Below are 14,144 nucleotides of genomic sequence, written 5' to 3'. Positions count from 1 at the left end.
GAGAACGGCGGCCCCGCGGGGCCGCCGTCGCTGTGTCGGGGCTCTAGACCACCGACTGTCCGCGGACCGCGCGGACGATGAAGTTCACCACCAGCAGCACCAGGAACACCACGAACAGCACCTTGGCGATGGTCGCCGCCAGGCCCGCCAGGCTGAAGAAGCCCAGGAAGCCGGCGACGATCGCCAGCACCGCAAACACCAGCGCCCAACCGAGCATGCGCACTCTCCTCAAAGACAAAGGGCCCCGCAGCCTGCGGGGCCCTTCGAATTCAACGTACGCGGAGCTCGGCCGTTCCGGCTCAGGCGGCCTGCTTGTTGGCCTTGCGCGGGTGGAAGAACAGCGCCTGGCCGATCGCCGCCTTCACCGTTTCCGGCTGGAAGGGCTTGGTGATCAGGAAGGTGGGCTCCGGCCGTTCGCCGGTCAGCAGCCGCTCGGGGAAGGCGGTGATGAAGATCACCGGCACGTCGAAGCGCGCCAGGATGTCCTTCACCGCGTCTATGCCGGAGGAGCCGTCGGCCAGCTGGATGTCGGCCAGCACCAGGCCGGGGGTCTTGCGGGCGACGGCGTCCACCGCCTCGGTGCGGGTGGCGGCGATGTCGACGACCGTATGGCCGAGTTCCTTGACCAGCGCCTCGATGTCGGCGGCGATCACCGGCTCGTCCTCGATGATCAGCACGTCGGTGGCCAGTTCGGCGTCGATCTCGGACTGGGCTTCGGCGATCAGCTGCTCGACCTCGGAGAAGTCGGTGCCGAGGATCTGCGCCGCCTCGGAGGGGGTGAACCCTTCAAGCGCGGTCAGCAGGAAGGCCTGACGCGACCGCGGCGCGATGCGCATCAGCCGCCGCGTGGTGTCGTCGGTGGCCAGGCTGTCGTCGTCCTGCGGGCTTTCCAGCTGCGCGCCGGAGGTGCACCAGATGGCGTGGAACACGTGGTAGAGCGCCACGCGGGGGGTGAGGTTGGCCTCCAGCACCCGCTCGCCGGCCGCCAGCGCTTCGAGGGCCACCCGGACGTAATGGTCGCCGGTCGTCTGGTCGCCAGTCAGGGCGCGCGCGTAACGACGCACATACGGAAGATGAGGCGCCAGTCGGGCTAGAAGACTCAAGGGTGACCCCTCCCATGGAAACAATACGTGGCAGCCGTCGTCAGGGAGGCGTATCCCCCCGACAAGGCGCCATCATGGTGCCAAAACGTCACCGGAGGGAACTTGTTCCCAAATTGAGAAGTTTTCCGCATCTTGCCGGCAGCTTTTGGGAACCTCATGCGGAGCGGGGCGTTGACCGCTGACGAGAATGCAAAGAGGGGGCGGCCGCCGCGAGAGCGGAGCGCCGGCGACATGATCGAACAAAGACCTTCAGAGGACCGGCGGAAATCTTCCGCCGCGATGGACGAGGCCCGCCTGCGTCAGCAGGCCATCGGCGTGCGCCTGCGCCAGATGTTCGACGAGGTGGTGAACGAGGACGTTCCCGACGAGTTCCTGGATATCCTTCGGCGAGCCGACAGCCGTTCGTCGGAGAAGGGCTGATGGCGCCGCCCGACGCGAAGCCGCCGCGAGACGGCGCGAACGACGAAGCCTTCAAGCGTGAGCTCGTCCAGTTGATCCCGCACCTGCGGGCGTTCGCCCGCACCCTGTGCGGCGATCCGGCCGCGGCCGACGACCTGGCGCAGGACGCGATGATGAAGGCGTGGGACGCCCGCAACAGCTTCCAGATGGGCACCAACATGAAGGCCTGGACCTTCATGATCCTGCGCAATCAGTTCTATTCGGAGAAGCGCCGCTCGTGGCGCCAGAGCCAGCTCGACCAGGAAGCCGCCGAGCGGACCCTGGTGGCGGTGGACGATCCGGAAGCGCCGGTGGCGCTGGACGAACTCCGTCTGGGCCTGGCCATGCTGCCGGCCGAGCAGCGCGAAGCGCTGATCCTGGTGGGCGCCGGCGGGTTCGCCTACGAGGAGGCCGCGGAGATCTGCAACTGCGCCGTCGGCACGGTGAAGAGCCGGGTCAGCCGCGCGCGCCGCGCCCTGCACGCCATCCTCGACGAGGGGAATTACGATCGCGACGGCGCGTCTGCTGGAGACGCCATGCGGGCTATCCTGGCCGACGCGGAGCGCCTAAGCACCGTCCGTTGAGGACGGAATCCGGCCTGTGATGAACGGCCACCTCTGGGGCTCATTGAGCACGATCAGGGTCCGGCTGACCGCGGCCCTGGCGGCGGCGCTGCTGCCGGTGCTGATGCTCGGCGTCGTGCAGTCGGCCATCGCCTTCCACCGCGAAGGGGTGGCGCTGAGCGCGAACCTGGGCTTCAGCGCGCAACGCAGCGCTGCGGCCGCGCGCGCCCGGCTGGAAGGCGCGGAGATCCTGCTGCAGACCCTGGCGCCGGGCTCCATCGGCTTCCAGTGCGCGCAGCGGCTGGCGCAGGTCACCCACCGCGTGCCGGGCTACGCCAACCTGATCCGCTTCGACCGCAGCGGCCGGGTCGCCTGCGCCGCCGCCGACGTGCCCGCCGATCCCGTCCGCCGCCAGCGCGTCTGGTTCCAGCGGCTGGCGGCCGGCGACCCGCTGGTGGTCACCCGCGAGGCCGGATCGACCTACGCCCACGAGCCGGCGGTCCTGGCGGCCGCGCGCGCCGCCGCCCCCGACGGCAACTTCGACGGCGCCTTCTCGGCGGTCATCCCGCTGGCCAGCCTGCAGCCTTCGCTCAACGACCCCTCGCTGCCGAAGCGGGCGGAGGTGGCGCTGGTCGACCGTGCGGGCCACTTCATCAACACCACCAACCCCCAGGCCTTCCCCGCGCTTCCCGCGGGCTGGCGGGCCCGGACCCACGCCCAGGGCTCGCTGGTCTGGTACGGCCGCGACGTGCGCGGCGAGCGCCGGGTCTATTCCGCCGCCCCGGTGATCGGCGACGACGTCTATGTGGTGCTCTCCGCCGCCTCGCCCGGGCTCTTGTCGTGGGCGCGGCTGAACCCGCTGACCGCCATCCTCTTCCCGCTGCTGTCCTTCGTTCTGGCGTTGGCCGCCGTGACCGTGGTCGCCGAGCGGGTGGTGGTCCGCTGGATCGCCTATCTGCAACGCATCGCCGCGCTCTACGCCAAGGGCCGGCTCAGCGTGCGCCCGGTGCAGGCCGAACAGATGCCGCCGGAGATCCGCGAGCTGGCGGAGACCCTGGAGGACATGGCCGACGCCATCGTCGGGCGCGACGCCTCCCTGCGGGACTCGCTGGCCCAGAAGGACGCGCTGATGCGCGAGATCCACCACCGGGTGAAGAACAACCTGCAGGTCATCTCCAGCCTGCTGAACATGCAGCAGCGGGCGCTCTCCGACCCGGCGGCGCGGGCGGCGATGTCGGACACCCGCCAGCGGATCACCGCGCTGGCGCTGATCTACCGCGCCCTCTACCAGGGGCCGGACCTGAAACGCGTCGACTTGCGGCCGTTCCTCGAGGAGCTGACCGCCCAGCTGGTGGCCGGCGAGATGCTGCACGGTCCAGCGGTGCGCACCGAGATCTCGGTGGACGCCCTGGTGATCGACCCCGATCGCCTGGCGCCGCTCGCCCTGTTCGCGGTGGAGGCGATCACCAACGCCCAGAAGCACGCTTTCGCCGACCGCGGCGGGGTGCTGACGGTGACCTTCCACGTCAACGGCGAACAGGCGCGGCTGGAGATCAGCGACGACGGCAAGGCTTCGGAACAGTCGCTGATCGCCTCCGGGGTCGGGCGCACCCTGATGACCGCCTTCGCCCGCCAGCTGCGCGGCCAGGTGGAGATGATCCGCAACGCCAGCGGCGGGATCACCGCGCGGCTGATCTTCCCGACGCCCTCGGCCGACGCCATTCCGCCTGCGGCCGGGAACCAAGCTGCAGCGTGATCGTTATGCAACCGCGAGTTCAAACTCCCGGGAGATATCAATGCGCAAAGTTGTCCTCATGGCGGTCCTTGCCGCCAGCGTCGCCGTGGCCGCCTGCAACACCATGTCCGGTGCGGGCAAGGACGTGACGGCCGCCGGTCATGCGGTCACCAGCACGGCCGAAGACGCCAAGCACTAGTCAACGGCTGGATACAGCAAAGCCCCGTCGCCAGGTTGGCGGCGGGGCTTTTGCATGCCTGGAGCCTTGCGGGAGCAGACGGCTCAGGCCTCGCCGTGTGGCTCCGGCCGGACCTTTTCACGGAAGTCGGCGACCCGCGAGCGCACGCGTTCGATCCCCCGGCGCAGTTCCGCCACCGCACGGTCGCCTTCAGGCTCCGGGTCCTGCCAGGATCGTGGCTCGTCGGGAGGATTGCTCATCAGAGGCGCAAACCGCCAGCCCAAGGGTCGGGTTCCCGACCTTTGGGATTTCGCAGGCTGATCAGGCCGCTGCGCGGACCGCCTGGCTGAACGACCAAGCGCCGGGCAGCCCGTCCACCGGGCGAAGGCCAGCCGGCGCCTCGTCCCAGGACTCGCCTGCGCCCAGCATCAGCACCCCGTCGGGCGCCAGCGCCCCCGCCAGCCCGGCGAGCACGCGGGCCCGCGCCGGCTCCGTCAGCGAGCCCAGCACGTGGCGGCAGAGCACGATGTCGAACCGCCCCAGCCGCGAGAAGTCGTCGATCAGGTTCACGCGGCGCCAGCGCACGTGTTGGCGCACGCGGCGCGACAGCAGGAACATCTCGTCGCGCTTCTCGAAGTGGCGGACCAGCTCGCGCGCCGCCAGCCCCCGCTGCACCTCGAACTGCGAATAGAGGCCGCTCTGCGCCTTCTCCAGCAGCCGCTCGCTGAGGTCGGAGGCGAACAGCTCCGCCTTCAGGGCCCCCGGCCCCGCCTCCTCCAGCAGCATGGCCAGGGAGTAGACCTCCTGGCCGGAGGCGCAGCCGGCGCTCCAGATGCGCACCGGCGCGCCGTTGCGGCGTCGGGCGATCTCCGGCGCGGTCTCCCGCCACAGCTGCTCGAGGCCGGCGCGGTCGCGGAAGAAGGAGGTCTCCGGCAGCACCATGGCCTCGACCACCGCCCAGACCTGGCGTTCGTCGCCGCGGTCGCGCACCACCTGCAGCAGCTCGGCGACCGAGCCGAAGCCCTCGCGCCGCGCCACCGGCCCCAGTCGGCTCTCCACCAGATAGGCCCGGGCCGGGTCGACCCGCAGGCCGGCGCGGGCGGCGCACAGGCTGGCGACGAATTCGCAGTCGCGGGCCGTCACGCCACGCCCGCCTGGGCGAACTTGGCCGCCACGATCTCACCGTCGAAGGGTTTCATGATGTACTCGTCGGCGCCGCTGTCCAGCGCCTCGCGGATGCGCTCCAGGTCGTTCTCGACCGAGCAGAAGATCACCTTCGGCTGGTCGCCGCCGGGCTCGGCCCGCAGGCGGCGCAGGAACTCGGGGCCGCCCATCATCGGCATGTGCCAGTCGAGCAGGATGGCCTGGGGCATCATGGCGCGGCACCAGGCCAGCGCCTCGTTGCCGTCCACCGCCTCGGCCACCTCGAAGCCAAGGTCCTCCACGATGCGGCGGGCCACCTTGCGGATCACACGGCTGTCGTCGACGACCAGGCAGGTCTTCACGTTGGGCGGCTCCCTTCCCGTGGGAGTCTTTGTCGCGCCCTATGGTTAAGGACCCGTAGCGCTCTAGGCGGGAACCGTGGCCGCGAACAGCACCCGCTCCTCGTTGACGTCGGCGAACACGCGCCCGCCCGCGTCGCCCAGGAACAGGTGGACGTAGTAGGCCTGCACCCAGTGGCCGTGCAGGCCCTCGGCCAGGGCTTCGCCGCGCAGGCCCGCCAGCACCTCCGGCCGCAGCCGCGCGCGCGGCCCGGTGGCGTCGATGGCGATGGCGATGGAGGCGCCTTCCTGCACGCAGCGCACGCGGGCCGTGCCGCCGGTCGGCAGCGCCCCGCCGGCCAGCTGCGCCAGGTTCAGGAGGGCGCGGGCGGCGGGCTTGCTGACCCCGGGCGTCTCCACCCCCCATTCGAGCTGGGCGCGCATGTGGCCGAACACGCCTTGAGCGAGCTTCTCCAGCTCGCGGGCGTCGAAGGTCTCGGCCGAGGCCGAGGCGCCGAACGCCACGCGGCTGAACGCCAACAGGTCGGCGAGCTTGCGCGCGGAGGCGCCGATCAGGTTCATGGCATCCTCGCGCATGTCCTGCGCCGAGGGGTCCTCCAGGAGGTCCAGGCCGGAGACGATGGCGCTCGCCGGGCTGATGAAGTCGTGGCACATCCGCGCCGCCAGGTAGGCGGCGAGTTCGGCCGCGCGGACGGCGGGCGCATCGGGGACGGGAAGCTGATCGGTCATGGCGCGCGACCTTGGGCTGATTTGAGCCTTTGGAAAACGGCCCAGGCCCCATAAGAGACCCGCCCATGGGGCCGTTTTCCGATCCGTTCCTGGAGCCGGGCGTCCTGGTCCGGCATCCCACTCAGGAGGACTGGGGCCTGGGCCAGGTGCAATCGGTGGCGGGGCGCAAGGTGACGGTGAATTTCGAGCATGCCGGCAAGCAGGTGATCGACGCCTCGGTCGTGCGGCTGGTGTTCGTGGGCGACGATCCGAGGGCGAGTTGAGCGAAACGACGAACGACATGGGCGAGACGCTCGCCGAGATCTGCGAAGCCGCGGCGCGGCTGATCCTGCCGCTGTGGCGCTCGGGCCTGACGGTGACCACCAAGGCCGACGAGAGCCCGGTGACCGAGGCCGACAAGCGCGGCGAGGCGCTGATCCTGGAGGCGCTGGCCCGGCATTTCCCCGACATCCCGGTGGTCTCCGAGGAGGACGCCAGCGAGTTCGGCGCCCCCGAGGCGATCGGCCCGCGCTTCTTCCTGGTCGACCCGCTGGACGGCACCAAGGCCTTCGTGCGCGGCGACCCGCACTTCACCGTCAACATCGGCCTGATCGAGCACGGCCGCCCGGTGGCCGGCGCCGTCGTCGCCCCGCCGACCGGCGAGGCCTGGTTCACCGCCCCGGGCGGCGCGCTGAAGCGGCGCGACGGCGGCGCGGCGCAGGCGGTGCGGGTGCGCCCCTGGCCGACCGGCGAGGCCCTGGCCCTGGTCAGCCACACCATGAAGGACGAGACCGCCCGGAAGCTCGCCGAGCAGTACGGTTTCGACCGGCGCGAGCCGATGGACTCCTCGATCAAGCTCTGCCGGATCGCCGAGGGCGCGGCGGACATCTATCCGCGGCACGGGCCGACCATGGAATGGGACACCGCCGCGGGCCAGGCGGTGCTGGAGGCGGCCGGCGGCCGGCTGACCACGCCCGAGGGCGAGCCCTTCGTCTACGGCAAGGCCGACCAGGGCTTCCGCAACGGCTGGTTCGTGGCGCGCGGCGGAGCATAGCGTCCGATTACGGCTTGCTCGCCGGGGACGGCCTGATGGCGCGCCAGCGCCGCTCTAGATCGTCCACGAACCACACGAACCACACGAACGAAGGTTGATCTGGCAGGACTTCGCCAGCGCGCGATCCCGTTCGTGTGGTTCGTGTGGTTCGTGGACAAACAGCGCCTGCGGCGCAGAAGCGAGCCGCCGGCGCGGGAAAGGTCTGCTCCCGCAGGGGGAAGGCCCTACGTCAGATGTGCTTGGGGAGGTTCCAGTCGTCGGACGCGGGGCCGGAGACCAGCGCGGCGTGGGCGCGTTCGTGGGCGAGGGCCTGCGACGGCTGGCCGAGCGCCAGGTAGCTGACGAAGCCGACCAGGAAGGCCGCCAGCGCCAGCCAGGCGAAGGGCTTCAGCACATCGAGCGCGCCGGATTGCGTCATCGTCCAGATCCTTCAGGCGTCCGGATTGGGAACACCACAGCCGGCCCTTGGTTGCGCCGCCTAGACCTCGACCCACATCCGCAGCAGGTTGTGGTAGGTCCCGGTCAGGCTGACGACCTCCGGGTCGGCCTGCCCCACCTTGAGGGTGAGCTTCTGGACCGCCTGATCGAGCGCCCAGAGCAGGGTCCGCTGCTCGTCCGACTTCACCATCGACTGGGTCCAGAAGAACGCCGCCCAGCGCGACCCGCGGGTGATTGGGGCGACCCTGTGCAGGCTCGACGCCGGATAGAGGATCAGGTCGCCGGCCGCGAGCTTCACGGCGTGCTCGCCGTAGGTGTCCTCGACGATCAGCTCGCCGCCGTCGTAGTCGCCGGGATCGCTGAGGAACAGGGTGGCCGACAGGTCGGTCCGGTAGCGCACCGGCCCGGCGAAGCGGATGGCGTTGTCGACGTGGGTGTCGAAGCCCATGCCGGCGTCGTAGCGGTTGAACAGCGGCGGGAAGACCCTGAGCGGCAGGGCGGCGGAGACGAACTCCGGATTGCGGCCGAGCGCGCCGAGGATCAGCTCGCCGAGCTCCCGCGACGCATCGGAGCCCTCCGGGACCTGCAGGTTGCGCTTGGCCCGGGCCGACTGCTCGCCGGCGGTGATGCGGCCGTCCACCCAGTCGCTGGCCGCCAGCCGCCGGCGGCACTGGGCGACCTGCTCCGGCGTCAGCACGTTTTCGATGTGCAGCAGCATGGCTAGAAGCTCGCCCCGACGGAGACGATCACCGTGCGCCCGGCCGCCGGGACCGCGCGGTTGGCGAACACCTGGGTGTAGTTGAGCCGATCCGCCAGGTTGTAGACGTTGACCGCGAACCGGCAGCGGCCGGTCCGGTAGCTGGCGTAGGCGTTGAGGGTGACGCTTTCCGGCGTCTCGGCGATCCGCGCGGCGGTCAGGGTCGCGGGGTCGGCATAGCTGAGGCTGCGGGCGACATAGGCCAGGAACAGCTTGCTCTGGTAGGTGACGTCGCCGCCCACCGACAGCCCGTCGACGAACCGGCTGAGGTCGTAGGTGGTGAACAGCGAGGCCGAGTGCTTCGGCACAAAGGTCACCTGCCGGCCGACCGCCACGGTGTTCAGCACCGGAGCGGCGGCGGTCACGCCGGGGACGCAGACGATGTTGGTCGGCGCGCCGCTGGTGGTCGTGGGGACGGCGCAGTTGGAGAACGACTGCTTGATCCTGGCGTCGAGATAGCTGTAGCCGGCGCTCACGCTCCAGGCGTCGGTCACCTTGCCCGTCAGCCCGAGCTCGACGCCCTTCACCTCCTGCCGCTCGCCGGACTGCGCCTGCAGGAAGCCGGTGGCCGGGTCCGCCTGCAGGGCGTTGTCCTTCGCGATGTCGAACACCGAGACGGTGGCCGCCAGGCGGGTGTGCGGAATGGCGAGCTTGGCGCCGGCCTCGAGGATCTCGCTGTCCTCCGGCGCCAGGTCCTTGGCGCTCAGCGTCAGCGCCGTGCCCGCGCCCACCACCGAGGTCCCCTGCGGGGTCTGCGACTTGCCCCAGGAGAGGTACCAGGTCTGGTCGGCGGCGGGCTCGAACACCAGGCTGACGCGCGGGCTGGTCAGGGTCGACCTGGCCTTCACCGTGGAAAAGGCGTTCGCGTAGGTCAGCGTCCCGACCTGCGCCGCGTAGCGGTCCAGCCGCAGGCTGCCGATCACCGACAGCTTGCCGCTCAGCCACAGCCGGTCGGTCAGGAAGACGCCGAGGTCGGTGCTCTCGCCATGACTGTCCAGCGCGCCCGCGCCGGTCACATTGGTGAAGACGGTCGGGCCCAGCAGGTTGGTCGTGCAGTTACCGCTGCCCGCGCAGCTGATGGTCTGGCCGGGGATCGCGCGGAACACCGTGTAGCCGGGCGGGAAGTTCGGGTCCGGGTTGACGATCGGATGCGGCAGGTTCGGCCGCGTCGTGATCCCCGCCGGCAGGGCGTAGGCGTAGAACAGCTTGTCGTTCACCTGTTTCGACAGGTCGACGCCGACGATGGCCTGGTTCCTCAGTGGCCCCAGGTCGTAGTCGATCCGCGCGGTGGAGATGTTCTGTAGCCCCCAGGCGTCCATCGCGTAGGGGCTGGAGCCGCCGATGCCGCCGAAGGCCTCGGTCGCCGGATTGCCGTCGAACAGCGCCGTGGTGCAGGCGGCGGCGCACTGGTCCAGCGTCGTGTACTGGAAGTCGCGGCTGTAGAGGCCGTAGCGGGTGTCCGAGGTGAGCCTCACCTTGTCGTTCAGCTGGTGGGTCAGCCGCACCGTCAGCATGTCGGCGTCCGACCGGTCGACGTCGTTGCGGAAGCCCAGGTAGGTCGAGCGCTCGACGCCGACGTCGTATTCGGTCGCCGGCCGCGCGATCAGCTCGCCGGGCCGCTGCACCACCACGACGCCGTAGTCCGGCCGCTGGTGATTGTGCTGGTGCAGGTAGCTGGCGGTGAGGGTGGTGTCCGCGCCCAGGCCGAACCCGATGGTCGCCGCCGCCCCCCAGCGCTGGGAATGGACAAGGTCGCGGTCGACCACGCCGCTGTCGTTGGCCATCAGGCTCAGCCGCACGGCGGCGCCGGCGCCGAGCTTGCGGTTGATATCGGCCAGCGCCCGGTAGTACTCGCCGCCGCCGGCATAGGCGTCGAGGCTGGCGAAGTCCTCCAGCCTGGGCTGCTTCGAGATGGTGTTGATCGCCCCGCCCGTGGTCCCGCGCCCGAACATCGCGCCGGACGGACCTTTCAGGACCTGCACCTCCTCGTAGTTGAAGCTGTCGCGGGTGTAGGCGCCGAAGTCGCGCAGGCCGTCGACGTAGACGTCGTCCTTGGCGTCGAAGCCGCGGATCTTGAACTGGTCGCCGTTCAGCGTGCCCCCCTCGCCGATGGCGATGGTGATGCCGGGGACGTTGCGCAGCGCCTGTTCGAGGCTGGCGACGCCCTGCGCCTTCAGCTGCGCCTGGTCGATGACGCTGATCGCCTGGGGCGTGTCCCGCACCGTGGTCAGGGCGGTCGCGAGGCCCGGGTCGAGCGGCGGGCGGGCGGCCGTCACCGTGACGCCGGAGATCTCCGTCGCCGCGCCGGCCCCGGCGTCGTCCGCCTGGGCGGCCCCGCCGAACGCCGCGGCTCCGGCGGCCAGCGCCAGGGCCTGCGCCACGCGCGCGCCCTTGCCCGTCCAATAGCCCACCACGCCCGACGCCGCCCCGCCCCGCATCTCTCGCCTCGCTGCAAATGCGAGGCGTTCTTAACTAGAACAGCCAAGGCTGACAATAAGAATGAGTCGCAAGAAGGCGTCGGACCTGGCCGCCGGACGGTGGGCCCTACTGCAGGCGGGCCACGGCCGGGTCGCCGCCGGACGCGCGAACGTCGCCCTTGGACGGCTTTTCGCGGCCCGCGGAGTCGGCGGGGTCGGCGGGAACCAGGAGCTGAAAGACGGCTCCGTGGGGCCGGTTCGGCGTCACCCAGAGCTGCCCGTCATGGGCCTCGACGATCGAGCGGCAGATGGACAGGCCCATGCCCATGCCGTGGGCCTTGGTGGTGAAGAGCGGATTGAAGATCTGATCCCGGTGCGTCGCCTCCACGCCCGGGCCGGTGTCCGAGACCGAAATGACCGCGCCGCCCGCCTCATGAGCCGCCGACTTCACGCGCAGTTCCCGCGGCCCTTCCGTGTTCGCCATCGCGTCGATCGCGTTGGCGATCAGGTTCACCAGCACCTGTTGCAGCTGCACGCGATCGCCGGTGACCCGCGGCGCCCGGGTCGGAAGCTCGGTTCGCACCGATATCCGGTGCTCCCGCAATTCGTCGCTGAGTTGGCCGAGCGCCTCCGAGACGAGTTCGTTCATGTCGACGGACGTTCTCGTCATGGCGTCCTTCCTGAACATGGCCCGGATGCCCTCGATCAGGGCGCCGGCGCGCTCCCCCGCCGTCGAGATGGCTTCGAAGGCGGCCATGGCCTCAGGGAGATCGGGAGTCTCGCGGTTGAGCCAGCGACGGCCCGCCGCGGCGCTTGTGGTCATCGCCGCCAGCGGTTGCCTGATCTCGTGAGCGATCGAAGCCGACACCGCATCCCCGGTCATCAACCGCGCCTCGCGCTCCCGACGCTGCGCCGAGACCGCCCGCAGGAGCCCGGCATAGAGGGTGGTTATCTCGTAGAGCAGGACGAACAGGACGAGACTTGCGGACAGGACCCCGATGACCCGCCCGCTGTACCAGCCGATGCTGTACCTGGCGGGGATTGGGAACCGGATCAGGCCGATCTCGATCACATAGGCGCACATCACCACCATGAGCCACAGGTCGAGCACCGAACGCCGCCGCGTCCACAGCAGGACACCGGCCGTGACGCTCAGCAGGATCGGGCCGGCGGCGGCATAGGCCCACAGCGGTGAAAGCTGAACGGGGTCCAGCATCAGGGGCGGCAACTGCGGGTCGGCGGTGACCAGGTATGTCGCGGCGCACACCACGCCGGCGGTCAGGCCTACCGTCCAAAGAATGGCGGTCCGCACGGAGCCGGCCCACAGCCGCTGGGTCGGATCGACATCCTTCAGCAGGGCATAGGCGATGACCATGATGGGAAAGCCGGCGTGCCAGATCATGTACAGCCACACCGTGCTTTGCAGGCCGGCGCCGAGCAGACCGGTCGGCGCGATCACGCTCGGGAACGTCAGCATCCACGGGATCACCATCAGCGCGGCGAAGAGGTAGCCGCTGGAGATCGCCAGCAGGGCGCGCGAACGCAGGATCGAGAACTGCGCAAACAGCAGCACCGCGGTGATCATGTCCGTGACGAACATCGCGGTGGCGTAGATGGCGATGAACGCGCCGACCTTCGGAAGGTGAACCGCCGCCAGCGGCCCGACGATGGTGAAAAACGCCGCCAGCAGGAACACGACGACCGCCAGGGCGAGCCGCTTTTGCCCGGGGCTCGGCGCCAGGCTCGACAGGATGAAGTCTTGTTCTTTCAGGACGGCGGCTGCGCCAATCATCGAACGGCATTCCTCGCGCGGCTTCGGGCGCCGGCGCGCTGCCTGGACGGTCACGGCCGTCCGAGGGACGCGCGCTATGCCTTTTGAAGTATGCCCCGCGAAGACGGCGGGGGACAGACGCCGGGGGTTGCAAGATTCCCCCGCGCAGAGGCGTCTACACGGGACGCTGATTTCGCGTCATAAGCCACCGCATTGAATTCAGGAGATTTCCCCATGCCTGCCGACACGGGCGCGAGCCACAAGACCTTCCGCTGGGACGACCCGCTGGACCTCGCCTCGCGGCTGTCGGAGGAGGAGCGGATGGTGTGGGACGCGGCCCGCGCCTACGCCCGCGAGAAGCTCTTGCCGCGGGTGGTCTCGGCCTACGCCGAGGAGCGGTTCGACCGCGAGATCATGACCGAGATGGGCGCCCTCGGCTTCCTGGGCCCGACGCTGCCCGAGGACTACGGCTGCGCCGGGGTCAACCACGTGGCCTATGGCCTGATCGCCCGCGAGATCGAGGCGGTGGACAGCGGCTACCGCTCGGCGATGAGCGTGCAGTCCTCGCTGGTGATGTACCCGATCTTCGCCTTCGGCTCGGAGGATCAACGGCGCAAGTACCTGCCCGGCATGGCCAAGGGCGAGATCATCGGCTGCTTCGGCCTGACCGAGGCGGACGGCGGCTCCGACCCGGCCTCGATGCGCACGACAGCCAAGGCGGTCGACGGCGGCTACGTGCTCAACGGCGCCAAGATGTGGATCACCAACTCGCCGATCGCCGACGTGGCCCTGGTCTGGGCCAAGCTGGACGGGGTGATCCGCGGCTTCCTGGTGGACCGCGGCTCGAAGGGGTTCGAGACCCCGCAGATCAAGAACAAGCTCTCCCTGCGGGCCTCGGTGACCGGCGAGATCGCGCTCGCCGACGTCTTCGTGCCGGAAGACATGATGCTGCCCGGCGTCAGCGGCCTGCGGGGGCCGTTCTCCTGCCTCAACAAGGCCCGCTACGGCATCGCCTGGGGGGCGATGGGGGCGGCGGAGTTCTGCCTGCACGCCAGCCGCGACTACACCCTCACCCGCCAGGTGTTCGGCAAGCCGCTCGCCGCGCGGCAGCTGGTGCAGAAGAAGCTGGCCGACATGCAGACCGAGATCGCGCTGGGCTTCGAAGGGGCGCTGGCGCTCGGCCGGCTGATCGACGAGGGGGCCTGGGTCCCGGAGGCCATCAGCCTGATGAAGCGCAACAACTGCGGCAAGGCGTTGGCCATCGCCCGCGAGGCGCGCGACATCCACGGCGGCAACGGCATCTCCGGCGAGTACCATGTGATGCGCCACGCCGCGAACCTGGAGACGGTCAACACCTACGAGGGCGCCCACGACGTCCACGCCCTCATCCTCGGCCGCGCGATCACCGGCGAGAGCGCCTTTTAAGCCTGCTTCAAAACACTCCGTTTACCGCAACTGGGGTAACAGGTTCTCCCACTGC

Annotated in this window: 17 protein-coding genes; 7 read left to right on the top strand and 10 right to left on the bottom strand. The window is 70.1% G+C overall.

Annotated elements, in window-relative coordinates:
- Positions 1-43 precede the first annotated feature (43 nt).
- Both DJ021_RS08255 and phyR read right to left on the bottom strand, forming a co-directional pair.
- On the bottom strand, positions 44-217 hold the full coding sequence (locus tag DJ021_RS08255) for a DUF1328 domain-containing protein (RefSeq protein ID WP_111457088.1): 174 nt from the start codon (positions 215-217) through the stop codon (positions 44-46).
- 82 nt (positions 218-299) lie between these two features.
- A complete protein-coding gene (gene phyR, locus DJ021_RS08250; protein ID WP_111457087.1) occupies positions 300-1,103 on the bottom strand; it encodes an anti-anti sigma factor/receiver protein PhyR in 804 nt (267 codons plus the stop codon).
- Positions 1,104-1,334: 231 nt separating this feature from the next.
- Here phyR and nepR point away from each other — a divergent pair, with 231 nt between their 5' ends.
- The 4 genes from nepR to DJ021_RS08230 are packed head-to-tail and all read left to right on the top strand — an operon-like array spanning position 1,335 to position 4,038.
- Complete coding sequence (gene nepR / locus DJ021_RS08245; protein WP_111457086.1) at positions 1,335-1,523, top strand: anti-sigma T factor NepR; 189 nt, start codon at positions 1,335-1,337, stop codon at positions 1,521-1,523.
- Complete coding sequence (locus tag DJ021_RS08240) at positions 1,523-2,125, top strand: sigma-70 family RNA polymerase sigma factor (protein ID WP_111457085.1); 603 nt, start codon at positions 1,523-1,525, stop codon at positions 2,123-2,125. The genes nepR and DJ021_RS08240 overlap by 1 nt, the downstream gene beginning before the upstream one ends.
- Before the next feature lie 19 nt (positions 2,126-2,144).
- Positions 2,145-3,860 (top strand): sensor histidine kinase PhyK, encoded by a 1,716-nt coding sequence (gene phyK / locus DJ021_RS08235; RefSeq protein ID WP_111457084.1) that lies wholly within the window; start codon positions 2,145-2,147, stop codon positions 3,858-3,860.
- Positions 3,861-3,900: 40 nt separating this feature from the next.
- Positions 3,901-4,038 (top strand): entericidin A/B family lipoprotein, encoded by a 138-nt coding sequence (locus DJ021_RS08230; protein ID WP_111457083.1) that lies wholly within the window; start codon positions 3,901-3,903, stop codon positions 4,036-4,038.
- Between the two features lie 83 nt (positions 4,039-4,121).
- Here DJ021_RS08230 and DJ021_RS18865 read toward each other — a convergent pair whose 3' ends face one another.
- The 4 genes from DJ021_RS18865 to chpT all read right to left on the bottom strand — a co-directional run bounded on the left by DJ021_RS18865 (position 4,122) and on the right by chpT (position 6,248).
- A complete protein-coding gene (locus DJ021_RS18865; protein WP_165837149.1) occupies positions 4,122-4,277 on the bottom strand; it encodes a hypothetical protein in 156 nt (51 codons plus the stop codon).
- A gap of 61 nt (positions 4,278-4,338) precedes the next feature.
- Positions 4,339-5,160, bottom strand: a complete 822-nt coding sequence (locus DJ021_RS08225; RefSeq protein ID WP_111457082.1) for a CheR family methyltransferase — start codon at positions 5,158-5,160, stop codon at positions 4,339-4,341.
- On the bottom strand, positions 5,157-5,522 hold the full coding sequence (locus DJ021_RS08220) for a response regulator (protein ID WP_111457081.1): 366 nt from the start codon (positions 5,520-5,522) through the stop codon (positions 5,157-5,159). The genes DJ021_RS08225 and DJ021_RS08220 overlap by 4 nt, the downstream gene beginning before the upstream one ends.
- Before the next feature lie 63 nt (positions 5,523-5,585).
- Complete coding sequence (chpT, locus tag DJ021_RS08215; RefSeq protein ID WP_111457080.1) at positions 5,586-6,248, bottom strand: histidine phosphotransferase ChpT; 663 nt, start codon at positions 6,246-6,248, stop codon at positions 5,586-5,588.
- A 65-nt stretch (positions 6,249-6,313) separates the two neighbouring features.
- Between chpT and DJ021_RS08210 the strand changes: the two genes are divergently transcribed.
- A complete protein-coding gene (locus DJ021_RS08210) occupies positions 6,314-6,511 on the top strand; it encodes a DUF3553 domain-containing protein (protein WP_111457079.1) in 198 nt (65 codons plus the stop codon).
- A gap of 17 nt (positions 6,512-6,528) precedes the next feature.
- Positions 6,529-7,281, top strand: coding sequence for a 3'(2'),5'-bisphosphate nucleotidase CysQ (gene cysQ, locus DJ021_RS08205; RefSeq protein WP_111457078.1), 753 nt, complete (start codon positions 6,529-6,531; stop codon positions 7,279-7,281).
- A 229-nt stretch (positions 7,282-7,510) separates the two neighbouring features.
- Here the strand turns inward: cysQ and DJ021_RS08200 are convergent, their stop codons facing one another.
- The 4 genes from DJ021_RS08200 to DJ021_RS08185 all read right to left on the bottom strand — a co-directional run bounded on the left by DJ021_RS08200 (position 7,511) and on the right by DJ021_RS08185 (position 12,739).
- A complete protein-coding gene (locus tag DJ021_RS08200) occupies positions 7,511-7,699 on the bottom strand; it encodes a hypothetical protein (protein ID WP_111457077.1) in 189 nt (62 codons plus the stop codon).
- Positions 7,700-7,759: 60 nt separating this feature from the next.
- Complete coding sequence (locus tag DJ021_RS08195) at positions 7,760-8,437, bottom strand: Fe2+-dependent dioxygenase (protein ID WP_111457076.1); 678 nt, start codon at positions 8,435-8,437, stop codon at positions 7,760-7,762.
- 2 nt (positions 8,438-8,439) lie between these two features.
- The gene (locus DJ021_RS08190; protein WP_111457075.1) at positions 8,440-10,914 is read right to left on the bottom strand and encodes a TonB-dependent receptor; all 2,475 of its coding nucleotides are present in this window, start codon (positions 10,912-10,914) and stop codon (positions 8,440-8,442) included.
- Positions 10,915-11,020: 106 nt separating this feature from the next.
- Entirely contained in the window at positions 11,021-12,739 is a 1,719-nt protein-coding gene (locus DJ021_RS08185) for an MASE4 domain-containing protein (RefSeq protein WP_207801791.1), read from the bottom strand.
- 159 nt (positions 12,740-12,898) lie between these two features.
- On the opposite strand from DJ021_RS08185, the gene DJ021_RS08180 reads away from it, so the two are divergent.
- Complete coding sequence (locus DJ021_RS08180; RefSeq protein ID WP_111457073.1) at positions 12,899-14,089, top strand: acyl-CoA dehydrogenase; 1,191 nt, start codon at positions 12,899-12,901, stop codon at positions 14,087-14,089.
- The last annotated feature ends 55 nt before the right edge of the window (positions 14,090-14,144 follow it).

It is taken from the genome of Phenylobacterium hankyongense (assembly GCF_003254505.1).
GTDB lineage: Bacteria > Pseudomonadota > Alphaproteobacteria > Caulobacterales > Caulobacteraceae > Phenylobacterium > Phenylobacterium hankyongense.
This window is presented reverse-complemented; position numbering and strand designations above follow the sequence as displayed.